Annotated in this window: 19 protein-coding genes; 8 read left to right on the top strand and 11 right to left on the bottom strand. The window is 68.1% G+C overall.

Going from position 1 to position 20,853, the window contains the following annotated elements; genetic code table 11:
- Nucleotides 1–109: 109 nt before the first annotated feature.
- Together ACSQ19_RS07985 and gpmI are read right to left on the bottom strand one after the other, a co-directional pair.
- Nucleotides 110–1,369, bottom strand: a complete 1,260-nt coding sequence (locus ACSQ19_RS07985; protein WP_435996052.1) for a murein hydrolase activator EnvC family protein — start codon at nt 1,367–1,369, stop codon at nt 110–112.
- Complete coding sequence (gene gpmI / locus ACSQ19_RS07980) at nt 1,369–2,916, bottom strand: 2,3-bisphosphoglycerate-independent phosphoglycerate mutase (protein WP_435996050.1); 1,548 nt, start codon at nt 2,914–2,916, stop codon at nt 1,369–1,371. Before gpmI ends, ACSQ19_RS07985 begins: the two co-directional genes overlap by 1 nt.
- Nucleotides 2,917–3,055: 139 nt before the next feature.
- Between gpmI and ACSQ19_RS07975 the strand changes: the two genes are divergently transcribed.
- The 3 genes from ACSQ19_RS07975 to ACSQ19_RS07965 all read left to right on the top strand — a co-directional run bounded on the left by ACSQ19_RS07975 (nt 3,056) and on the right by ACSQ19_RS07965 (nt 6,193).
- Entirely contained in the window at nt 3,056–3,715 is a 660-nt protein-coding gene (locus ACSQ19_RS07975) for a hypothetical protein (RefSeq protein WP_436000906.1), read from the top strand.
- A gap of 80 nt (nt 3,716–3,795) precedes the next feature.
- Complete coding sequence (locus ACSQ19_RS07970; protein WP_435996048.1) at nt 3,796–5,499, top strand: M28 family metallopeptidase; 1,704 nt, start codon at nt 3,796–3,798, stop codon at nt 5,497–5,499.
- Between the two features lie 301 nt (nt 5,500–5,800).
- The gene (locus tag ACSQ19_RS07965) at nt 5,801–6,193 is read left to right on the top strand and encodes an MAPEG family protein (protein WP_435996046.1); all 393 of its coding nucleotides are present in this window, start codon (nt 5,801–5,803) and stop codon (nt 6,191–6,193) included.
- Between the two features lie 174 nt (nt 6,194–6,367).
- On the opposite strand, the gene ACSQ19_RS07960 is transcribed toward ACSQ19_RS07965, so the two are convergent.
- Nucleotides 6,368–7,081, bottom strand: coding sequence for a pseudouridine synthase (locus tag ACSQ19_RS07960; protein ID WP_435996044.1), 714 nt, complete (start codon nt 7,079–7,081; stop codon nt 6,368–6,370).
- Nucleotides 7,082–7,178: 97 nt separating this feature from the next.
- Here ACSQ19_RS07960 and ACSQ19_RS07955 point away from each other — a divergent pair, with 97 nt between their 5' ends.
- Nucleotides 7,179–9,965: a M16 family metallopeptidase gene (locus ACSQ19_RS07955; protein WP_435996042.1), complete on the top strand. Its 2,787-nt coding sequence runs from the start codon at nt 7,179–7,181 to the stop codon at nt 9,963–9,965.
- A gap of 638 nt (nt 9,966–10,603) precedes the next feature.
- Here ACSQ19_RS07955 and ACSQ19_RS07950 read toward each other — a convergent pair.
- Nucleotides 10,604–11,443 carry an endonuclease/exonuclease/phosphatase family protein gene (locus tag ACSQ19_RS07950; protein WP_435996040.1) on the bottom strand — a complete coding sequence of 280 codons (840 nt, stop codon included), beginning with the start codon at nt 11,441–11,443 and terminating at the stop codon, nt 10,604–10,606.
- An 89-nt stretch (nt 11,444–11,532) separates the two neighbouring features.
- Here ACSQ19_RS07950 and ACSQ19_RS07945 point away from each other — a divergent pair, with 89 nt between their 5' ends.
- Nucleotides 11,533–12,372: a hypothetical protein gene (locus ACSQ19_RS07945; RefSeq protein WP_435996038.1), complete on the top strand. Its 840-nt coding sequence runs from the start codon at nt 11,533–11,535 to the stop codon at nt 12,370–12,372.
- Nucleotides 12,369–12,779, top strand: a complete 411-nt coding sequence (locus ACSQ19_RS07940) for a hypothetical protein (RefSeq protein ID WP_435996036.1) — start codon at nt 12,369–12,371, stop codon at nt 12,777–12,779. Before ACSQ19_RS07945 ends, ACSQ19_RS07940 begins: the two co-directional genes overlap by 4 nt.
- Before the next feature lie 21 nt (nt 12,780–12,800).
- Here the strand turns inward: ACSQ19_RS07940 and ACSQ19_RS07935 are convergent, their stop codons facing one another.
- On the bottom strand, nt 12,801–13,367 hold the full coding sequence (locus ACSQ19_RS07935; RefSeq protein ID WP_296281314.1) for a type 1 glutamine amidotransferase domain-containing protein: 567 nt from the start codon (nt 13,365–13,367) through the stop codon (nt 12,801–12,803).
- Nucleotides 13,368–13,472: 105 nt separating this feature from the next.
- Between ACSQ19_RS07935 and ACSQ19_RS07930 the strand changes: the two genes are divergently transcribed.
- Nucleotides 13,473–13,892 carry a hypothetical protein gene (locus tag ACSQ19_RS07930; RefSeq protein WP_435996033.1) on the top strand — a complete coding sequence of 140 codons (420 nt, stop codon included), beginning with the start codon at nt 13,473–13,475 and terminating at the stop codon, nt 13,890–13,892.
- Nucleotides 13,893–13,943: 51 nt separating this feature from the next.
- Here ACSQ19_RS07930 and ubiB read toward each other — a convergent pair whose 3' ends face one another.
- From ubiB to oleC, 5 genes are all read right to left on the bottom strand, one after another.
- A complete protein-coding gene (gene ubiB / locus ACSQ19_RS07925; RefSeq protein WP_299345042.1) occupies nt 13,944–15,596 on the bottom strand; it encodes a ubiquinone biosynthesis regulatory protein kinase UbiB in 1,653 nt (550 codons plus the stop codon).
- Nucleotides 15,593–16,234, bottom strand: a complete 642-nt coding sequence (locus tag ACSQ19_RS07920) for a ubiquinone biosynthesis accessory factor UbiJ (RefSeq protein WP_435996031.1) — start codon at nt 16,232–16,234, stop codon at nt 15,593–15,595. Before ACSQ19_RS07920 ends, ubiB begins: the two co-directional genes overlap by 4 nt.
- Nucleotides 16,235–16,349: 115 nt before the next feature.
- Nucleotides 16,350–16,508 carry a DUF1328 domain-containing protein gene (locus ACSQ19_RS07915; protein ID WP_082563134.1) on the bottom strand — a complete coding sequence of 53 codons (159 nt, stop codon included), beginning with the start codon at nt 16,506–16,508 and terminating at the stop codon, nt 16,350–16,352.
- 156 nt (nt 16,509–16,664) lie between these two features.
- Nucleotides 16,665–17,666 (bottom strand): 2-alkyl-3-oxoalkanoate reductase, encoded by a 1,002-nt coding sequence (gene oleD, locus ACSQ19_RS07910; protein ID WP_435996028.1) that lies wholly within the window; start codon nt 17,664–17,666, stop codon nt 16,665–16,667.
- Nucleotides 17,663–19,306, bottom strand: a complete 1,644-nt coding sequence (gene oleC / locus ACSQ19_RS07905; RefSeq protein WP_435996026.1) for an olefin beta-lactone synthetase — start codon at nt 19,304–19,306, stop codon at nt 17,663–17,665. Before oleC ends, oleD begins: the two co-directional genes overlap by 4 nt.
- Before the next feature lie 92 nt (nt 19,307–19,398).
- Here oleC and ACSQ19_RS07900 point away from each other — a divergent pair, with 92 nt between their 5' ends.
- A complete protein-coding gene (locus tag ACSQ19_RS07900; RefSeq protein ID WP_435996024.1) occupies nt 19,399–19,779 on the top strand; it encodes a YkgJ family cysteine cluster protein in 381 nt (126 codons plus the stop codon).
- A gap of 146 nt (nt 19,780–19,925) precedes the next feature.
- On the opposite strand, the gene ACSQ19_RS07895 is transcribed toward ACSQ19_RS07900, so the two are convergent.
- The gene (locus ACSQ19_RS07895; protein ID WP_435996022.1) at nt 19,926–20,816 is read right to left on the bottom strand and encodes an alpha/beta fold hydrolase; all 891 of its coding nucleotides are present in this window, start codon (nt 20,814–20,816) and stop codon (nt 19,926–19,928) included.
- Nucleotides 20,817–20,853 lie beyond the last annotated feature (37 nt).

Genomic DNA, 20,853 nt, shown 5'->3' with positions numbered 1-20,853 from the left:
CTCCGGGTGAGGCTTGCGAGGACGCCGCGGCACGGCGCGACGTTCGCCGGATTATGCGTGAACCCGCGCGGCGCGGATGTTCAAGCGGAGTTACGGGCGCCAGCACCGTTCATCGCCGCTGCAGCCACGAGGCCGGATCGACCGGCTGTCCGTTCCGGCGCAGCTCGAAATACAGGGCAGCCTGCCCTTGTCCGCCCGATGTGCCGACGCGCGCGACGGCCTCGCCACGCTTCACCTGCACGCCACTGTCCTTCAGCAGGCTGTCGTTGTGCGCATACAGGCTCATGTAGCCGTTGCCATGGTCGAGGATCAGGATCAGGCCATAGCCGGTCATCCACTCCGAGAAGACCACCGTCCCGTCGGCCACGGCCGTGACCGTGGTGCCAGCGGGCGCACCGATCAGCACGCCGGTGCTGGCGCGGCCATCCGGCAGGCGACCGCCGTAGCGCGCCAGCAGGCTGCCCGACACCGGCCAGCCGAGTCCGCCGACCTTCAGCGGCGGCGCAGACGCCACGGCCGGGCGCGGGGGGGCGTTGTCGCGCGATGGGCGCGCACCGGTGCCGGCCGGGTCACGCTTCTTCGCCGCCGCGGCCTGGGCCGCGGCGCGGCGTGCGGCGGCACGGCGTTCGGCGTCGGCGCGGGCGGCCGCCGCACGCAGGTTCTTCAGCAGTGTCTCGAGCGAGCGTGCGTCCTGGCCGAGCGCTTTCTCCTTGGCGGCGCGATCCTGGTAACGCTCGTCGAGGTCGGCGACGAGGAGGGCGCGCGTCCTGCGGTCCTTTTCCAGCTGCGTCACCTGCTGGCGTTGCCGTGCGCGCGCGGCGTCCAGGTCCGCGCGACGGGCGACGATGTCGCGCTCCACCTCGTCCAGGGCGGCCAGCTCGGTGTTGAGCGACGCGATGCGGTTCGCCTGGTCGCGTTGCACATAGCGATGGTAGGCCAGCAGGCGATGGGCGTCGGCCACGCGATCCTGCGACAGCAGGACCTTCAGCGGCGCGTCGTCGCCCCGCTGGTAGGCTGCGCGCACCAGGGCAGCCAGCTGCGCACGTTGCGCGGCCTGCTGGGCGCGCATGGCATCGCGCTTTCGCTGCAGCTCCTCCAGCGCCGCAGCCTCGCGGCGCAACGCCGCTTCGGTATCGGACAGCGAGCGCGTGGTGCGCCCGACCTGCTCGTCGGCATCGCGCAGCTGGCGCGACGCCGTCCCGCGCTCGCCCTCCAGCTTGCGGCGCTCCTGCGCGATCGACTTCAGTTCGCTGCGCACGCGCTGCAGCTTCTGCTCGGCCTCGCGGGACGTCTGCGCAGGTGCGGCCGCGACGACCGAGAGCGCAGCCAGCACGATCGCGAAGCCTGCGGCGCGCGTGCGGTGCGGCATCAGGGGGCGATCAGGCTGCGGCCGCTCATGTCGGCCGGCTGCGGCAGGCCGAGCAGGTCGAGCAGCGTGGGTGCGACATCGCGGAGCGCACCGCCGCTGCGCAACGTCGCCGCGCGCTCGCCCACATAAACCAGCGGGACAGGACCCACGGTGTGCGCAGTGTGCGGCTGGCCGGTGTCAGGGTCGCGCATCATTTCCAGATTGCCGTGGTCCGCAGTGATGATGAGTGCGCCACCCGCGGCGCGCACCGCGGCATCGACCTCGCCGATCGCCTTGTCCACCGCCTGCGCGGCGAGGATCGCCGCCTGCAGGTCGCCGCTGTGGCCGACCATGTCGGGGTTGGCGATGTTGCAGACGATCGCATCGAACCGGCCCGAGCCGATCGCCGCCACCAGCTTCTCGGTCAGTTCGGGGCAGCTCATTTCCGGCTGCAGATCGTAGGTAGCGACCTTCGGGCTGGGAATCAGGATGCGTTCCTCGCCGGCGAACACATCTTCGCGGCCGCCACTGAAGAAGAACGTCACGTGCGCGTACTTCTCGGTTTCGGCGATACGCAGCTGGGTCAACCCATGTTCGGCCAGCAGCTCGCCGAAGGTCTCGCGCAGGTCGTCCGGCGCGAACGCCACCGGCGCCGGCAGCTTGGCATCGTATTCCGTCAGGCAGACGTAACGCGCCAGCGCCGGCACGCGCCGCTCGAAGCCGTCGAACGCCGGCGACACGAACGCCGCGGTCAGCTGGCGCGCGCGGTCGGCGCGGAAATTCATGAACACCACCGCATCGCCATCGGCCATCGGCGTTGCGCCGTCGATGACGGTGGGCAGCACGAACTCGTCGTTCTCGCCGCGCGCATACGCGGCTTCCAGCGCGGCCACGCCACTGGCGGCATGGTGCTCGCTCTTCGCCTCGACCATCGCATCCCACGCCAGCCGCACGCGGTCCCAGCGCTTGTCGCGGTCCATCGCGTAGTAGCGCCCGCTGACCGAGGCGATGTGCGCATTGCCGAGCGTCGCGCATCGGTCCTGCAGCGCACGCAGGCTGGGCTCGGCCGACTTCGGCGGCGTATCGCGGCCGTCGAGGAAGGCGTGGACCGCGACGCGCGGAACGCCCTGGCGCTTGGCGAGGTCGAGCATCGCGAAGATGTGCAGTTCATGGCTGTGCACGCCACCCGGCGACAGCAGGCCGAACACGTGCAGGGTCCTGCCGTCGGCCTTGGCCGCGTCGCACGCGGCGACCAGCTCGGCGTTGGCGAAGAAGCTGCCGTCTTCGATCGCGGCGTCGATGCGGGTCAGGTCCTGGTAGACGATGCGGCCCGCGCCCAGGTTCATGTGGCCCACTTCCGAATTGCCCATCTGACCGTCCGGCAGGCCGACATGGCGGCCTTCGGTATGGATCAACGTGTGCGGCGCGGTCGCCAGCAGGCGGCGCCAGTTCGGCAGATTGGCCTGCGCCAGCGCGTTGTCGGCGGGATCTTCACGGTGCCCCCAGCCATCCAGGATCAACAGCACGACAGGCTTGGGGCGCTTCACGGACGGGGCAGATGCGGACACGGGGGAGATTCCAGTGACTTCAGGCAGGTGACGATTGTAGCGAAGCATGGTGCCATCCACTCCGGCACGGCGGTGTTTAAACCCTCCGTCACGCCGGTGCATCAGACCGATACGAGACCACCCAAGAGGCAACCCCATGATCCGTCCCCGCACCGCCCTGCTGCTGACCCTGGCCCTGGCCGCCACGCCCGCGTTCGCGCAGCAGGAAATCTCCAAGGTCAACGGCAGCATCACCGCCGACGCCGGCCAGACCTACGGCGACCTGGACACCGTCAACGGCAGCATCCGCATCGGCGAAGGCGCCACCACCGAAGACGCCAGCACCGTCAACGGCAGCATCAACATCGGCGACAAGGCCGTGGCCGAATCGCTGGAGACCGTCAACGGCTCGATCCGCGCGGGCAAGGACGTCAACGTCCGCAAGGACGTCGAAACGGTCAACGGCAGCATCTTCATCGATCGCGGCGGCGTGGTCGGTGGCGACATCGAAACCGTCAACGGCGCCATCGGCATCGTCAGCACGCAGGTCGGCGGCGAGATCACGACGGTACGCGGCGACATCACCGTCGGCGTCGGTTCGAAGGTCCGCGGCGGCCTGCGCGTGCAGAAGTCCACGGGCTTCTTCAACACCGACAACAAGAAGCCGCCGCGCATCGTGATCGGCCCCAACGCCGAGGTGACCGGCCCGCTGTTGTTCGAGCGTCCGGTCGTGCTGTACGTGCACACCAGCGCCAAGATCGGCCCGGTGACCGGCGCCACCGCCAAACCGTTCAGCACCGACACCGCACCTACCGAGTAACCCCGCGCACGGGCGGTCCGGCACGGGTCCGGGCCGCCCATTGTGGCTAGAATCGGGATTCCGTTCGTTGAGGAATCCCGATGCCCCGCAAGTTGATGCTGGTGCTTGCCGCCACCGCCGCCCTGGCCGCGTGCAAGCAGGAACCCGAGGCGCCCGCCGCGCCGCCGGAAGCCGCCACGCCGCCCGCCGCGGCGCACACCTTCACCGCCGACATCACCGAGGCCGACTTCGCCGACATGGTGAAGACGCTGTCGTCCGAAGCATTCGAGGGCCGCGCGCCCGGCTCGGCCGGCGAAGAGAAGACCGCCGCCTACCTCGAGGCGCAGATGAAGCGCATCGGCCTGCAGCCGGGCAACAACGGCAGCTACTTCCAGGACGTGCCGATGGTGGAGACCACCGCGGACGAATCCGCCACCACGCTGAAGCTGACCACGGCCAAGGGCGCGCGCGACCTGACGTTCGGCACCGACTATGTCATCGGCACCCGCACCGGCCAGACCGACGTCAAGCTGGATGCCAGCGAGCTGGTGTTCGTGGGCTACGGCGTGGATGCGCCGGAGCAGCAGTGGAACGACTACGCCGGCCAGGACTGGACCGGCAAGACCGTGGTGATGTTCGTCAACGATCCCGGCTTCCATGGCAAGGACGAGACGCTGTTCGGCGGCAACCGCATGACCTACTACGGCCGCTGGACGTACAAGTTCGAGGAAGCCGCACGCAAGGGCGCCGCCGCCGCGCTGATCGTGCACGACACCGCCGGCGCCAGCTACGGCTGGGACGTGGTGAAGAACTCCTGGGCCGGCCCGCAGTACGACCTGCCGGCGAAGGACGATCCGGAAAAGCGCATCCCGCTGCAGGGCTGGCTGAGTGCCGACGCCGCGAAGCAGCTGTTCGCCGATGCCGGCCTCGACCTGGACGCGGCCTATGCCAACGCCGGCAAGCGCGGCTTCAAGCCGGTGCCGCTGAAGGCGCAGGTGTCCGCGACGCTGAAGAGCAGCATCACCGAGAAGACCTCGCGCAACGTGATCGGCGTGCTGCCGGGCAGCAGCAAGCCCGACGAAGCCGTGCTGTACATGGCCCACTGGGACCACCTGGGCAAACATGAAGGCGAAGAGGGCGACAACATCTACAACGGTGCGGTCGACAACGCGACCGGCGTGGCCGGCATCCTGGAGATCGCCGAGGCGTTCGCCCACCAGGATCCGAAGCCCGCGCGCTCGGTGGTGTTCGTGGCGGTGACGCTGGAGGAGTCCGGCCTGCTGGGCTCCAAGTACTACGTCGCGCACCCGACCTTCCCGCTCGACAAGATCGCCGGCGTCATCAACCTCGACGCCATGAGCGTGGGTGGCAAGTCGCGCGACTTCGTGGTGACCGGCAAGGGCAACTCGCAGCTGGAAGACATGCTGAAGGTCTACGCCGACCAGCAGGGCCGCGTGCTCGCCGAGGAAGGCAACCCGGCCGGCGGCTACTACTTCCGCAGCGACCACTTCAATTTCGCCAAGGCTGGCGTGCCGGCGCTGTACGCCAAGGGCGGCAACGACCTGCTGGAAGGCGGCGTCGAGGCCGGCAAGGCGGCGAGCGAGGAATATGCCAAGCGTTATCACCAGCCGAGTGACGAAATGCACGCGGGATGGAAGCTGGACGGCGTCGTGCAGGACCTGCAGGCACTGTATGGCGTCGGCAAGGACCTGGCCGTGGCCGGCACCTGGCCGAACTGGTACGAAGGCAATCCTTTCAAGGCGGCTCGTGACAAGATGCGTCCGGCAGCGCCCGCGACAAAGTAAGCCACGCGCTCAGCTGCAAACGAAGACGGCGCCGAAGGGCGCCGTTTTTGTTCCTTCTCCCCGCGTGCGGGGAGAAGGTGCCCGGAGGGCGGATGAGGGGCGAGCGCGATGATGTTCTGCGCGATGTTTCTCCGCCATCGTCGAACTCGGCAATGCGAGTGCGCGATCCAAGACAATGCCTCCGTTCGCCCCTCACCCGCCCTTTCGGGCACCCTCTCCCCGCTGCGCAGGGAGAGGGCAACCGCCCATGGACTCCCCACTGCCGTACCCACTACCCTGCGCCATCCTCGGAGGAAACATCATGTCTATCGCTTACTGGTGCATCCTGGTCACCGCACTGCTGCCGTACCTGTGGGTCTTCATCGCCAAGCGCTCGGGCGAGCGCTACAACAACCGCAATCCGCGCGCATGGGTCGCCAAGCAGGAAGGCAACTACAAGGTGCAGCGCGCCAACGCGGCGCACCTCAACGGCTTCGAAGCGTTCCCCGCCTTCGTCGCCGGCGTGCTGATGGCGCAGCTGGCCGGCGTGCCGGCGGACACCATCACGCCGCTGGCCATCGCCTTCGTGGTGGCGCGCGTGCTGCACGGCGTGTTCTACCTGGCCGACAAGCAATCGCTGCGCAGCTTCATCTGGCTGATCGGCATGCTGTGCGCCGTGGCGCTGATGGTGCTCGCGGCGATGCGGGTGGCGTGACACTGCTCTCTGTGGGAGCGACGGTAGGAGCGACGTAAGTCGCGACCGCACGCTGCGGCAGTCCTCAGCGCTGCTGGACAAGAGCATGCATCGGACAGGCCGCTCTTTGTCTGGCGATCCCGACAATTCATTTCTGCGGTCGCGACTTACGTCGCTACTACAGGAAGAGCATGGCTAGCGTAGGTCGGCTTCCCACCCGAACAGCGCATACGCCTTCAGGAACTCCGCATCCAGCGGCGCCACCGCTTCGATGCGTTCGCCGGTCGACGGATGCGGGAACGACAGCCGCACCGCGTGCAGCAACATGCGGTGCACGCCCTGCATGCGGAAGTGGCGGTTGTGCCGGCCATCGCCGTGGCTGGTGTCGCCGATCAGGTGATGGAAGGCGTGCTTCAGGTGCCGGCGGATCTGGCGGAAACGCCCGGTTTCCGGCTGGCAGCGCAGCAACGCGTAGCGTGACGTATCGAAGTCGCCCGACGGCAGCGGCAGTTCGCCGGTCGCCAATCGTACGAAGCGCGTCAGCGCCGGCTTCTTCTCCGGCTTGCCGGGGCCGCCATCGATGGGATGGTCGACGATGAAGTCCGGCTCCGGCCAGCCACGGCACACGGCCAGGTAGTCCTTCTCCACCTCGCGCGACATCAGCACTTTTCCCAACGTGGATGCACTTTCGCGATCGAACGCCACCAGCAGGCAGCCGCTGGTGGCGCGGTCCAGCCGGTGGATCAGGAAGATCGGCTCGCCGAACTGCGCACGCAGGCGGTCGGCGACGAAGTCGGTCTCGCCGCGCGCCAGCTTGCTGTCGTGCGCCATGACGCCCGCCGGCTTGTTGACCACCGCGATGTACGCATCGGCGTAGAGCACCGGCAATGCACCGTTGTCTGCCGTCATCTCACCGTAATCCATGAATATCAGTGCCTGCCAAATCTGCGAAACTCCGCGTTCGCCGCACGCGATGGACGCACGCGGCCCCGAAGGAGGATTGAGGATGTCGTCACCCCGCTTCATTGTCGCACTCGGACTGGCCATCACGCTGGCCCTGGGTACGCCCACCGCACTTCACGCGCAGACGTCGGTACCGAAAGGCGTCGTCGCCGGTCCCAGCATCGAGGGCATCAGCGAGTACACCCTGTCCAACGGACTGCGCGTGCTGCTGTTCCCCGATGCCACCAAGCCCACCGTGACCGTGAACCTGGTCTACGGCGTAGGTTCGGTGCACGAGAACTACGGCGAGACCGGCATGGCGCATCTGCTGGAGCACCTGCTGTTCAAGGGCACGCCCACGCAGTCGGACATCAGCGGCGAAATGAAGAAGCGCGGCATCGACTTCAATGCCACCACCGGCCTGGACCGCACCAACTACTTCGCCTCCTTCCCGGCCAACACCGACACCCTGGAGTGGGTGCTGAAGATGGAAGCGGACCGCATGGTCCACTCGAATGTCGCCAAGAAGGACCTCGACAGCGAGATGACCGTGGTCCGCAACGAGCTGGAGGCCGGCGAGAACAATCCCGGCGGCGTGCTGTTCCAGCGCATCCGCTCCACCGCGTTCCTGTGGCACAACTACGGCAACACCACCATCGGCGCGCGCAGCGACGTGGAAGGCGTGCCGATCGACAAACTGCAGGCGTTCTATCGCCAGTGGTACCAGCCGGACAACGCCACCCTGGTGGTCGCCGGCCGCATCGACAGCGCCGACGTGCTTGCCCGCGTGGCGCGCCATTTCGGCCCGGTGAAGAAGCCCGCGCGCGTGCTGCCGCGCTTCTACACCGTCGAACCCGCGCAGGACGGCGAGCGCGAAGTCACCGTGCGCCGCGTCGGCAACCTTAAACTAGTCGCCGCGTCCTACCACACGCCCGCGCTCGCGCATCCGGACAGCGCTCCGCTGACCGTGCTGGCCAACGTGCTGGGCCACACGCCGGGCGGACGCCTGCACAAGACCCTGGTCGAAGCCAAGCTGGCCGCGGCCGCCGGTGCCAATGGCGAGTCCATGCGCGACCCGGGCCTGCTGACCGCCATCGCCGTGTTACCCAACGACGGCGATGCGGCCAAGGCGGAAGCCGAACTGCTGAAGCAGGTCGAACAACTCGCGGCACGCCCGATCACCCAGCAGGAAGTCGATGAAGCCAAACAGCGCATCGCCAACGCGTACGAGCTGTACTTCACCGACGTCAATGCCGTGGGCATGGGCCTGTCCGAGTTCCAGTCCGCCGGCGACTGGCGCCTGCTGTTCACCAGCCGCGATGCGGTGGAAAAGGTCACCGTGGCCGACGTCGACCGCGTCGCCGCTGCCTACCTGAAATCCAGCAACCGCACGCTGGGCCGCTTCGTTCCCACGCCCACGCCGGATCGCGTGGAGATCCCGGCTGCACCGGCGGTAGCCACCCTGGTGGACGGCTACACCGGACGCGCCGCGGTAAGTGCCGGCGAAGTGTTCGATCCCTCGCCGAAGAACATCGATGCGCGCACGCAGACCTTCACCCTCGGCAGCGGCCTGAAGGTGTCGCTGCTGCCGAAGAAGACCCGCGGCGGCACCGTCATCGTCGATGCGAACTTCCGCTTCGCCGACGAGGCTGCGCTGAAGGGTCGCGAAAGCGCCGCCGGTATCGCCGGCGCCATGCTGATGCGCGGCAGCAAGACGATGACGCGCGAGCAGATCGACCAGCGCCTGGAACAGCTGAAGACGCAGGGCAGCGTGGGCGGCAGCCTGCAGGGCGCGAGCATCGGCCTGCAGACGCGGCGGGAGCACCTGGCCGATGCCCTGGCATTGGTCGCCGACGTGTTGCGCAACCCGGCCTTCCCGGAGAGCGAGTTCGAACAGCTGCGTACGCAGGCCCTCACCGGCATGGAAGCCTCGCGCTTCGAGCCCGGCGCCATCGTCGGTCGCGCACTGGGGGAATACTTCGACCCATGGCCGGCCGGCCATCCGCTGCATGCGCGCACGCTGGACGAATCGCTGACCGAGCTGAAGGCGCTGAAGCTCGACGACGTCCGCGCGTTCCATCGCGATTTCTACGGTACGTCCAACGGTGAGATCGCCATCGTCGGCGACTTCGACCCGGCTGCCGTGCGCGCGCAGCTGGAGCAGCTGTTCGCGGGCTGGACCTCGGGCAAGCCCTACGCCCCGATCGCCACGCAGTACACCGACGTGGCGGCGAAGCAGGCGCGCTTCGAAACGCCGGACAAGCCCAACGCGGTGCTGCTGGCCCGCCACAACCTGCCGCTGAAGGTGACCGATGCCGACTACCCGGCACTGGTGGTCGCCAACCGCATCTTCGGTGGCGGCGCGCTGAAGTCTCGCCTGGGCGACCGCATCCGCCAGCAGGAAGGCCTGAGCTACGGCGTTTCCAGCGGCGTGCGCGCCGACGACAGCCCGAGCGGCAAGGACGACGCCGGCAGCCTGAGCATCCAGGCCATCGCCGCGCCGGAGAACATGGCGAAGGTGGAAGCGCTGGTGCGCGAAGAGCTGGCCAGGCTGGTCAAGGACGGCATCACCGCCGAGGAACTGAAGGACGCCGTGGCCGGCACGCTGACCGAGCGCCAGCAGGCGCGCGCCGAAGACGGGACTGTCGCCGGCATGCTGACCGACCAGCTGTTCTATGGCCGCACGATGCAGTTCACCGCCGATCTGGACGCGAAGTACGCGGCGTTGACGGTGGACCAGGTCAATGCCGCCATCCGCAAGCACTTCAAGCCAGAGGCGCTGAGCGTATTCCTGGCGGGCGATTTCGCCCGCAAGGCGGCGGCAACACCCGCGGCGACGCCCACGAAGTAAACCGCATCAAGTGACGCGGAACGGCCCCGCAAGGGGCCGTTTTCGTTTTCACGCTCGCAGAAGATCCTTTCCCGCAGATGTTCCCCTCTCCCCTGCAGATGTTCTCCTCTCCCCGCGCGCGGGGAGAGGGTGCCGAAGGCGGGTGAGGGGCGAACGGAGAGGCGACGTACACCGCGCCCGCACTGTCGCCAGAGGCGGCCGCGACGACCCATCCCGCGTGCCCGCCCATCGCGCCCGCCCCTCATCCGCCCTCCGGGCACCTTCTCCCCGCCGCGCGGGGAGAAGGGAACCCATTGCGAGCCCCATTCGTCTCACATTGAGCTCTGCGCGCAAGGCTCCGGGCCTCATCGATGGCACTCGGAATCCCGACGATGGGCTTCCGAAAGCGATCGACGATGCCTTGGCATGCCATTGATCGGTTTCTGAGACCCATCTCTCTCACATTGAAAGCCATCGATGGCACATCCAGACCCATCGATGGGTTTCGGAAACCGATCGATCGCTTTCCGAAGGCCATCCCATCGCCTTCCGAATCCCATCGATGATGCTCGCGACGCCATCGATGGCACCTTGCGCCCCGCGTCTGGCATTCCGGGCCCCATCGTCGGGGCGCCGAGGGCGATCTTTTGCCCGAGCGGCTACGGCAGTCGCAGCGTCACCACCACCGGAAAGTGATCGGACGGATAGCGCTGGTGCCAGCGCGTCGTCACCGACGTGGCGGACTTCGGCGTCACGCCTTTCACGAAGATCCAGTCGATCCGACGATCCGCGGCGCCGGTGAATCCATGGAACGTGGCGTCGCTGCCCTCGACGCGCGGCGCTGTCGTCCATGCATCCTGCAACGTGCGGGCGAGCACCGCATGCGCCTCGCTGTCCGGCGTGGTGTTGAAATCGCCGGTCAGCACCACCGGCACGTTCGCGGGCAGTGTGGCGATGCGCTGCGCGATGGCGCTCGCGCCCTTCACCCGCGCTGCTTCGTCCTGCTCGCGGTACGGCAGGTGGGTGTTGAAGAAGTAGAAGCGCTTGCCGTCGCTGCGCTGCTCGAACAGCGCCCACGTCACCATGCGCGGATAGAGATGGTTCCACGTGATGCTGCCCGGCACGTCGGGCGTGTCGGATAGCCAGAAGTCACCGGATTCGACGACCTTCAGCCGGTCCTTCCGGTAGAACACGCCCATGTGCTCGCCGCCGCCATCGGCGTTGCGGCCACGGCCGAACCAAGCGTACTGCGGCAACTCGCTCGCCAGGTGTTCGGCTTGCAGCTTCACCAGCTCCTGCAGGCCGATCACGTCGGGCTGCTGCTCGCGCAACATGCGCACGGCGAGCGGCTTGCGCGTCCCCCAGTAATCCACGCCATCGCTTTCGACGGGCAGGCGGATGTTGAAGCTCATGATGCGGAGCGGTGTCTCGTCCGCGATGGCCGGCATGGCGACGGTGGCCAGGATCATCCCGATCAGTAGTGAACGCAGCAGTGGCATGGTGATCCTCCGGCTCGACTCGCTCCAGTATAAGAACTGCGGTAACGTCGCGCTCCATCGGGGAACTGGGAAGTTCGATCATGCAGGGAATGAAGTGCATTGCCGTCCGTTCCGCCTGGTTGCTGTCTGCTTTCGTCGCCGCGCCGTTCGCACACGCACAGGAGGAATCGCCTGCGCCTGTCGGCGACGCACAGGTCACCAAGGCGCTGCTCGATGCGGAAGCCACCGGGCGGGCGATCTACCTGCATGACCAAGCGGCAGCGGTCGCTTCCGATGCCGTAACCGGAATCGAGTCGTTCCGGGAAGACGGAAAGCGGGGACGATTGGGAGGCTGGATCACCGAACAGCGCGAGGAAGGCATCGTGGTGACCTTCGTCAGCAGCGAGCCGGTGCCTCGCGCAAGATACCGGGCTACGGTATCGGCTGACGGCCGCGTCGTGGGAGACGCCTTTGCGCTCGCCGAGCCCGCTGCATTGACGGAGTACGAACTGCGCGCCGCGCATGCGCGCACGACGGCGTCTACGGCGACGTTCGAGCCCTGCTCGCGGACGTACAACACAGTCGTGCTTCCAGCTGCCAACGACGCGAGCGGCTGGAATGTCTATCTGCTGCCCGGGACGACACAACCCGGCGTGGTCCCGATCGGCGGCAGCTATCGCCTTGATATCGATGCGTCGGGAGAGAACATCATCAAGCAGCGGCCCTTCACGCGGACCTGCATCGCACTGGAGAGCCCGCCCGAGGACAAAGCCAGAGAGACCGTCGCCCTGGCGATCACGCACTTGCTGGATCCCACGCCCACGGAAGTGCACGTGTTCTGGAGCCTGTGGGCACGAACACCGCTTTATGTAGCCACGTCCGAGGGCAACTGGCTGATCGAGGCGGGCAGCATCTCATTGGTGAGTCGCCGCGAGGCATCGACGAAATGAAGAAGGCCATCCCTTCCGCAACGTTCATTGCCTTGGTGCTGATGCATGCGACCGGAGCGGCTTCGGTGCCTGCGCCACCACCACCGGTCATGAGCGAGCAAGCGGCTGCGGCCTGCGCTCTCGCGCGTTTGAAGCCCTTTGTGGGCCCTTATGGCATACAGCAGCGCTGGCCGGTCATGACAGCGCTGCCGCAGGGTCGCCGGCACGCCGCTGGGGTCATGCTGTCCGACACCGGGCCGGTGGCGGATGGATACCAGCACTTCCTGCATGTCGACGTTCAGACGAATGCCGTCTACATCGTGCAACAGGGCGGCTTCGCCGGCACGACCAAGGTCTACGGCCCGCTGCCGTTGCCGTACTGCAAACCGGGTCCCGCGCCGACCAGTAAACCCGCCTCGCCGCACTGACCGGCGAGGCGTCCCGCCGGATCAGGCCGATCGTCGCTGTCCGCTGTGCTGGCCTTCGGCGATCTCCTCCACCAGCTTGGCGCAGAACGCAGGCAGGTCCTTCGGCGTACGGCTGGTGACCAGGCCCTTGTCGACAATGACCTCATCGTCCTTCCAGTTCGCGCCCGCATTCTCCAGGTCCTTGCGGATGTTCGGCACCGACGTGACGGTGCGACCCTTCAGCACGTCCGCGTTGGCGAGCACCCAGGGACCGTGGCAGATCGCGCCCACCGGCTTGCCCGCCTCGAAGAAGTCACGGGTGAATGCCAGCGCCTGGTCGTTCACGCGCAGGGCATCGGGATTGAACAGACCCCCTGGAATGACCAGGGCGTCGTAATCCTTCGCACTCACCTCGGACAGGACGTGATCGACCGGCACCTGGTCGCCCTTGTCGAAGTGCTTGAAACCCTGGATGCGCCCGCTTTCCAGCGAGACGATGTCGACCTGGGCCTGGTGTTCCTTCAGGGCCCGCATCGGTTCGGTCAGCTCGGACTGCTCGAAGCCGTCGGTAGCGAGGATGGCGATGCGTTTGCCGGTCAGGTGGCTCATGGGGAGGACTCCCGTGCGAATGAAGCATCACCCTATCGCGCGCCGCGCGCACGCCACGCGAAGGAATCGTTGCGCCCGCGTCAACGCGGCAGCCGCCATGCTTCAATGGGGCCTGTCCCCCTCGAACGCGTCAGCATGCAGAACCGCGTGATCGTCGTGTTGCGCAGCGTCGCCGCGCTGGTGCTCGCCTTCCTCGCCATTCCGCTGGTGAACGTGGCCGGCGGCGAACTCGCCGCGCTGTTGGGCCTGCCTCGCGGGGGCGATGCGCGGCTGGCGTACGACCTGCTGTGGGTGTGCCTGGCCGGCGTGGCGGGCAGCGCGCTGATGGTCGGCGTCGCGGTGGTAGCGAAGACCGCGCATGCGTGGGCGCTGTTCGCGTTGTACCTGGCGCTGGATGTCTACGCGACGGGGTTGGCGTGGGATGACTTCCCACGCTGGTTCACTCTCGCCTGTCTGCTGACACTGCCCGTGCAGGTGTGGCTGGGCTGGTGGCTGGTGGTTGGGCGACGAGTGAGGAGCAAGTAAGGGCGTCGAAGCGTGCGCTCACTCCTCACGTCTCTTTCTTCGTTCCTCGCTTCATCGCCTGGGCCACGCCGCCAGCAGCGCCCACAGCCCGCCGATGCCGGCGATCCATGCGGAGGCGGGCACCGACAGGATGCTGGGGCCGCCTGCTTCCAGGCCATAGAGCACGGCCGCCACGATCAGCAGGCCGACGCCGAGGATGGCGGCGACCACGCGGCGCTGCATGCCCTTCATGGTCTGCGCGAGGTCGGTGAGGTCCTTCGAGCGCAGCGACAGTTCATGGCGGCCGTCCACCTGCTGGCTCAGCCAGGCGTGCACCAGGCGCGGCATGTCCGGTGCGTGCGTCATGATTTCAGGCAGCCGCTTGCGGAATTCCTGCGCGGCGCGCTGCGGGCTGTAGCGTTCCAGGAGGATGCGCTCGAGCACCGGCTTGGCCACGGCCCAGATGTCGATCTGCGGGTCCAGCTGGCGGCCCACGCCCTCGATGTTGAGCAGCGTCTTCTGCAGCAGGATCAACTGCGGCTGCAGCGTCAGCTCGTAGCGCTGCGCGGTGCGGAACAGCTTGGCCAGCACCTCGGCAAGCGAGATCTCGCTGAGCGGGCGGGTGAAATACGGTTCGCAGACGGCGCGTGCGGCGGCTTCCAGTTCGTCGATGCGGATGTGCGACGGCATCCAGCCGGCCTGCACGTGCAGCTCGGCGATGCGGCGGTAGTCGCGGTTGAAGATGGCCATGAAGTTCTCTGCGAGCCAGTACTGGTCGTCGCGCGAGAGCTGGCCCATGATCCCGAAATCCAGCGCGATGAAGCGCGGATCGGTCCTGCGTTCCGGGTCCACCCAGATGTTGCCGGCATGCGCATCGGCATGGAAGAAATTGTCGCGGAACACCTGCTGGTAGAAGACGCGCACGCCCTTGGCCGCCAGCGCGCGGCGATCGATGCCGGCGGCATCCAGCGCGACGATGTCGTCGGACGGAATGCCGCGCACGCGTTCCATGGTCATGGCGCGCTCGGCGGTGTGCGACCAGATCACCTCGGGCACGTAGAGGTCCGGCGACTCGGACCAGGTGCGCCGCAACAGGCTGGCATTGCCGGCCTCGCGCTGCAGGTCGAGTTCGGCCGCCAGCGTGTTCTCGATCTCGGCGACGATCTCGCGCGGGCGGATCTTGTCGGCATTCGGATGGGCGCGCTCGACGATGGCGGCGACGCTTTCCAGCAACGCGATGTCGCCGGCGATCTGCTTGCGGATGTCGGGCCGCAGCACCTTCACCACCACCTCGCGCCCGCCGGGCAGCGTGGCCGCATGTACCTGCGCGATCGAGGCGGACGCCAGCGGCGTCGTGTCGAAGTGTTCGAACGCCTCGTGGATGGGCCGGCCCAGTTCCTCTTCGACCAGCGCGCGTGCGCGATCGCCGTCGAAGGGCGCGACACGGTCCTGCAGCAGGGTCAGCTCTTCGGCGATGTCGGGCGGGATCAGGTCGCGGCGGGTGGACAGGATCTGGCCGAACTTGACGAAGATCGGGCCGAGTTCCTGCAGCGCCAGCCGCAGGCGCGCACCGCGTGCCTGCGCTGCGATTTCGGCCGATGCCCGCGGGACGAACGGGCGCGCCAGGCGGAGCCAGGGCTCGACCGGGGTACCGTCGAGCAGGTCGTCGAGGCGATAGCGCAGCAGTACCCGACCGATGCGGCTGGCCCGCAGCACGGACTTCATGCGCGATGCTCCACGCGCGCCGCCAGACGGCCTACGCGTACCGCCAGGCGCTCGACATCGTCGCGGATCGCATCGACGTCGTCATGGAAGGCATTGAGTTCCTCGCGGCCGACGACGTCGCGCGATTCCTCGGTGAGATAGTCGGCGGCGCTCTCGGCCAGGTTGGCGGAGGCCGTGCGCACCTGCTGCAGGCCGGCGCGGACCGCGTTCGCCACCTGCACGCCGATGACATCGCCGAACACACGGGTGAACGGCAACGACCAGTCGGGGTCGAAACGGGTAGCCAACGTCTGCAGCCGGCGCGCGAGGTCGGCATCGCCGGATACCTTGACCTTGCCGACGGGCGTGGCGTGGTCGCGGCGTAAGAAGGGCAATTGGCCCAGCAAGCCACCCAGCGTGCTCTGCACGGCCAGGTCGGCTTCGAGGACTTCACTGGCAGGTCCCACCTGCAGCAGACCGCCACCGACGGTGATGTCCATCGCGAGCGGCGGGGTATCGACCCTCAGCTGGATACGGCGACCTTCCAGCGGAAGCAACGCCGCGGACATGTCGGGATCCAGCGCCAGCGCCTGGTTCAGCGCGGTTTCCAGCGCCCGGCCGGCGAGGGGTTTCAGAACATCGAACGGAGACAGGTCCATGCCGTCATTCTAGCGGCAAACCCTGTACGCCCCGCCCGCCCGTCCGCCTGCTTCATGCAGGCTCGGGGCGGGCTCGACGGCATCATGCCGTCCCGGCGGAGAGAGACGGTATGCGTCAGACGCGCTTGCCGCGCAGCAGCGAGATGATCGCCAGGATCACGAAGACAACGAACAGCACCCACGCGATGTTGGTGGCGGCGCCGGCGATGCCGCTGAAACCCAGCACGGCGGCGATGAGCGCGATGACGAAAAAGATGATGGCGTAGCGCAGCATGGAAACTCCCTTTGGCATCTGGCCAGTGGTACAGCCGGTAGTGGCGTGCGCCATGCTGGTATGCCGGGAGTCATCGCCGCGTGAGTGTCCGGAGCGCCGATATGGACGGGCTTCAGCGTCGTGATTCGGACGTGAAGGAGAGCGGGCGGTGCGGTCTCAGACTGGATGGTCGCGCAGCCAGGCCCGCAGGCGCGCGAACCCTTCCTCCATCGACACGCGCGGTACGTAGCCGAAGTCGCGGCGCGCGGGCGCCATGTCGTACCAGTGCGCGGTACTCAGCTGCTCGGCGAGGAAGCGCGTCATGGGCGGCTCGCCCTTCAACGGCAGCACCGTCCATAGCGTCTCGCACACCGCGCCCACGCGATACGCGGCCTTGAACGACAGGTGCTTGTCCACGCGCGGCGCGCCGGCCGTTTCCAGCAGCGCGTCGAGCAGCTTGCGCATCGGCCAGGGCTCGCCGTTGGAGATGAAGTACGCCTTCCCTGCGCAGGCGGCGCCCGGCGCGAGATGGTCGAAGGCATCGAAGTGCGCCTGCGCGGCGTTGTCGATGTAGGTGGTGTCGACGTGGTTCTCGCCGCTGCCGACAATACGCAGGCGGCCGGCGCGCGCACGCGACACCAGGCGCGGGAGGATCTGGTGGTCGCCCGGGCCCCAGATCAGGCGCGGGCGCAGCGCGACCGTCGCCAGCGCAGCATCGTTGGCGGCGAGCACGGCCTTCTCGGCGATCGTCTTCGTCGTCGCGTACGGCGCCTTGAAGCCTTCGCCGTACTGCACGTCGTCAGCCGTGCCACCTTCGACCGGATGCGTGGCGCGGTGGGTCACGCTGGGCGTGGAGGTATAGACCAGCCGGCCGATGCCGTGCGCGCGGCAGGCATCGAGCACGTTCTGCGTGCCGACCACGTTGGCGTCGTGGTAGCTGCGATAGCTCCCCCACGCACCGGCCTTGGCGGCGTTGTGGAAGACCGCATCGACGCCATCGGCAGCGTGCCGCACCGCGTGCGCATCGGCGAGATCACCCTGCACCTGGCCCACGCCGAGTTCGCGCAGCACCGGGTAGTAGCCGCGATTGAGGCTGATGACCTCGTGCCCGCGCTCGACCAGGCCACGGCACAGTGCCTGGCCGAGGAATCCACCGCCGCCGGTGACGAGGATCTTCATGCGTGTTGCTCCTGTTGCGTGGCGGCCCACACGGCCAGTGTCTCGCGGCCGATCTTGGCGTTGTGGCGGATGTCGACGGGAAAGCCCGGGTGCGGCAGGAACACGCCGATGCGTGCGGTATGCGGAAGGCGCGCGCCGATCTCGCGCAGTTCGGCTTCGATGCGCACGTGATCGGCGACCACGCCGGGCATCAGCTCGTAGCACAGCACCGGCCGCTGCCGGCCCGCCTCGCCCACGCCGACCAGCGCGGTGCGGCGGACCTGTGGATGCGTGTTGAACACGGGCTCGACCTGCTCGGTGTAGAGCGGACCGTCGGCGGTCTCCACGCGCTGCGTCTTGCGCCCGCAGAACCACAGCCGGCCTTCGCCATCGAACCAGCCCACGTCGCCCATGCGATGCACGATGCGCTCGCTGCCGTCGGGCAGCGCTTCGCGGATCTTGGCGATCCGCGTGGCCGCGTCGCGGCGGAAATAGGTATCCGTGGCGGTGGGGCCGGCGACGGTGATTTCGCCGACCTCGCCATCGGGCACGACGACGACGTCGCGCCAGTCGGCGATCGGCGCATCGACGGTGCGGATGATGCGGACCTCGTTCGGCGGCACGGCGCGACCGACGCAGGTGCCGGCACCGGCTTCGGTCGACGCGCGCGTGGATTCCAGTTCGCGGCCTTCGATGACGGCAACGGGCAGGCACTCGGTCGCGCCGTACGGCGTCCAAAACTGCGCACCCTCGGGGAGCAACGTGCGGATCTTCGCCACGGTATCGGGCGGCACCGGCGCACCGGCGGACGTCACGCGCTGCACGGTGGGCAGCGGTGCGCCGTGGTCGGCGAGCACCTTCATCAACGCCGGCGAGCCGAACAGCTGGGTGACGCCGAAGCGCGCGATGGCCGCATGCAGTTTGTTCGGGTCGGCACTCGCGGGCCGGGTGGGATCCATGTCGGGGATCACCGAGGTCAGCCCCAGCGCGGGATCGAACAGCGCGAACGGCGGGAAGGTCGGCAGGTCCACGCCGCCAGGCTGCATGCCGAACGCGTTGCGCAGCAGTTCGATCTGGGCTACGAAATGGCGGTGGCGGTAGACCACGCCCTTCGGCACGCCGGTCGAGCCGCTGGTGAACAGGATGCCGGCCACATCGTCGGGCGACGTGTCGGCGAGCTGCGGACCCGCGCCACTGCCGCGCGCTTCGATCTTCGCCAGCGTGGTGCCGCCCCAGGCCCAGCGCGTGCCGACGGTGACGATCTTCTTCGCCGACCTGGCCCAGCCCAGCACGCGGCGCGCGACCTGGGCCAGCGGAATGCCGATGAAGGCCTCGGGCTCGGCTTCGTCCAGGCATTGCTTCAACGCGCGGCGGTCGATGCCGGGGTCCACCAGCACCGGCACGGCGCCGGCCTTGAACAACGCGAACATCAGCAGGAAGAACTCCGGCGTGGGCCGCACCATCACCACGGTGCGGCTGCCGCGGCCGATGCCGTACGCACCCAGGCCGGCGGCGATGGCGTCGCTGCGGGCATCGAGCTGCGCGTAGGTGAGCTCGCGGGTGTAGCGGCCAGCGCCATCGGGGCAGCGCATGGCCACGCGGTCGGGCTGCTCGCGGGCCAGCCGGGGCAGGCTGGCGGCGATGTTGCACGGATCGGTCATTCGGGCATTGTCGCCGCTGGGCGGTACTTGCGTCAGCCCGCGGCGTTGGCAGAATGCGCGTCCCGCCCGCGCCCTGACGCCCGCCCACGCCGATGCACCCATGCCTGACCTGCGGCGCCTGCTGCGCCCACTTCCGCGTGAGCTTCCACTGGAGCGAGGCGGACCCCGACCAGGGCGGCGTGGTGCCGATCGAACTGACCGAGCCGCTGCGCGTGCACGAGCGGGTGATGCGCGGCACGTCGCAGAAAGAGCCGCGCTGCGTGGCGCTGGACGCCGACATCGGCCGCTACAGCCGCTGCACGATCCACGACCGGCGCCCGTCGGTCTGCGCATTGGTGCCCGCCTCGCTGGAGTTCGGCGAGCGCAGCGCGCAGTGCGACAAGGCGCGGCTGGCGCATGGCCTGCCGCTGCTCGAGGCAGCTGACTGGACGGGCGTGGTGGACGCCGAGAAGAACCCGCTGCCGGAGTTCTGACCCTTCTCCCCTTGCGGGAGAAGGTGGCGCGCAGCGCCGGAAGAGGGGACGCGAGCGCAGCGAGCGCTTGGCAGCCCGCAATCAGAGGCAAAAGCGCCCCTCATCCGCCTTCGGCACCTTCTCCCTGCTGTCGCAGGGAGAAGGAATCAGGTTAATGGATGACGATCCAGGAAGTCGCGGATCAGCGGCACCAGGATCTCGTGCTTGTCTTCCAGCACGTAGTGGCCTGCGTCTTCGTACGCGTGCACTTCCGCGTTCGGCAACGCGGCGCGGAAACCGTCGAGGAAATGCTTGTCGAACACGAAGTCCTTCAAGCCCCAGCCCAGGAACGCGGGCCGGTCGGCGAACGAGGGCAGCGCCTTGCCGGCGGCTTCCAACAGCGGCCACGCCTTGTCCTTCGGACCGAGCGGGATGTCCTGCATGAAGCGGATCGTGGAGATCCGGTTGGCCCAGGTGTCGTACGGCGACACGTAGGCGCGGCGCACGTCGGCGGGCATGCGGCGTTCGACGCCGATCCATGACGCGCCGGCGGAGAACGCGTTGAAGCCGCGGATGATCCACTCGCCGATCTTCCAGTCGCGGCCGAGCCCGATCTGCCAGGGCATCGCCTTCGCGGCGGGCATCGGGAACGCGGCGGTGTTGGTGACCACCAGGCGCTTCACCTGCGCGGCGTGCGAGAGCGCCCAGCCGAAACCGATCATGCCGCCCCAGTCGTGCACGGCCAGCGTCACCGGGCCGGTGATGCCGAGGTGGCGGAGCAGCGCGGCGACGTCGTCCACGCGCGACTGCAGGGTGTAGTCGTAGCGGCTGTCGTCGGGCTTGTCCGAAAGGCCCATGCCGATGTGGTCGGGCACGATGCAGCGGTACTTGTCCGACAGCCCCGCCACCAGCGTGCGCCAGTAATAGCTCCACGACGGATTGCCGTGCAGCATCACCACCACCTCGCCGTCGCGCGGGCCTTCGTCGAGGTAATTCATCGACAGGCCCGGGCGGACCTCGAAGCGCTTCGGATGGGAGGGATAGCCGGGAAGGTTCATCGCGCGTGGCCGCCGTCAAAGAAAAGGGCCGGCGAAC

This window comes from Pseudoxanthomonas sp. LjRoot127, from assembly GCF_964253495.1.
Taxonomy (GTDB): Bacteria; Pseudomonadota; Gammaproteobacteria; order Xanthomonadales; family Xanthomonadaceae; genus Pseudoxanthomonas_A.
The sequence above is the reverse complement of the archived record's forward strand: the minus strand, read 5'-3'. Positions and strand labels throughout refer to the sequence as shown.

Excerpts from the sequence above, each read along its gene's own strand:
- ACSQ19_RS07955 (WP_435996042.1), top strand. The coding sequence starts at position 7,179 with ATGTCGTCACCCCGCTTCATTGTCGCACTCGGACTGGCCATCACGCTG.
- ACSQ19_RS07895 (WP_435996022.1), bottom strand. The coding sequence starts at position 20,816 with ATGAACCTTCCCGGCTATCCCTCCCATCCGAAGCGCTTCGAGGTCCGC.
- ACSQ19_RS07920 (WP_435996031.1), bottom strand. The coding sequence starts at position 16,234 with ATGGACCTGTCTCCGTTCGATGTTCTGAAACCCCTCGCCGGCCGGGCG.
- ACSQ19_RS07940 (WP_435996036.1), top strand. The coding sequence starts at position 12,369 with ATGAAGAAGGCCATCCCTTCCGCAACGTTCATTGCCTTGGTGCTGATG.
- oleC (WP_435996026.1), bottom strand. The coding sequence starts at position 19,306 with ATGACCGATCCGTGCAACATCGCCGCCAGCCTGCCCCGGCTGGCCCGC.
- ACSQ19_RS07935 (WP_296281314.1), bottom strand. The coding sequence starts at position 13,367 with ATGAGCCACCTGACCGGCAAACGCATCGCCATCCTCGCTACCGACGGC.
- ACSQ19_RS07970 (WP_435996048.1), top strand. The coding sequence starts at position 3,796 with ATGCCCCGCAAGTTGATGCTGGTGCTTGCCGCCACCGCCGCCCTGGCC.
- ACSQ19_RS07950 (WP_435996040.1), bottom strand. The coding sequence starts at position 11,443 with ATGCCACTGCTGCGTTCACTACTGATCGGGATGATCCTGGCCACCGTC.
- ubiB (WP_299345042.1), bottom strand. The coding sequence starts at position 15,596 with ATGAAGTCCGTGCTGCGGGCCAGCCGCATCGGTCGGGTACTGCTGCGC.
- oleD (WP_435996028.1), bottom strand. The coding sequence starts at position 17,666 with ATGAAGATCCTCGTCACCGGCGGCGGTGGATTCCTCGGCCAGGCACTG.
- ACSQ19_RS07900 (WP_435996024.1), top strand. The coding sequence starts at position 19,399 with ATGCACCCATGCCTGACCTGCGGCGCCTGCTGCGCCCACTTCCGCGTG.
- ACSQ19_RS07985 (WP_435996052.1), bottom strand. The coding sequence starts at position 1,369 with ATGCCGCACCGCACGCGCGCCGCAGGCTTCGCGATCGTGCTGGCTGCG.
- ACSQ19_RS07960 (WP_435996044.1), bottom strand. The coding sequence starts at position 7,081 with ATGACGGCAGACAACGGTGCATTGCCGGTGCTCTACGCCGATGCGTAC.
- ACSQ19_RS07915 (WP_082563134.1), bottom strand. The coding sequence starts at position 16,508 with ATGCTGCGCTACGCCATCATCTTTTTCGTCATCGCGCTCATCGCCGCC.
- ACSQ19_RS07965 (WP_435996046.1), top strand. The coding sequence starts at position 5,801 with ATGTCTATCGCTTACTGGTGCATCCTGGTCACCGCACTGCTGCCGTAC.
- ACSQ19_RS07930 (WP_435996033.1), top strand. The coding sequence starts at position 13,473 with ATGGGGCCTGTCCCCCTCGAACGCGTCAGCATGCAGAACCGCGTGATC.
- ACSQ19_RS07945 (WP_435996038.1), top strand. The coding sequence starts at position 11,533 with ATGAAGTGCATTGCCGTCCGTTCCGCCTGGTTGCTGTCTGCTTTCGTC.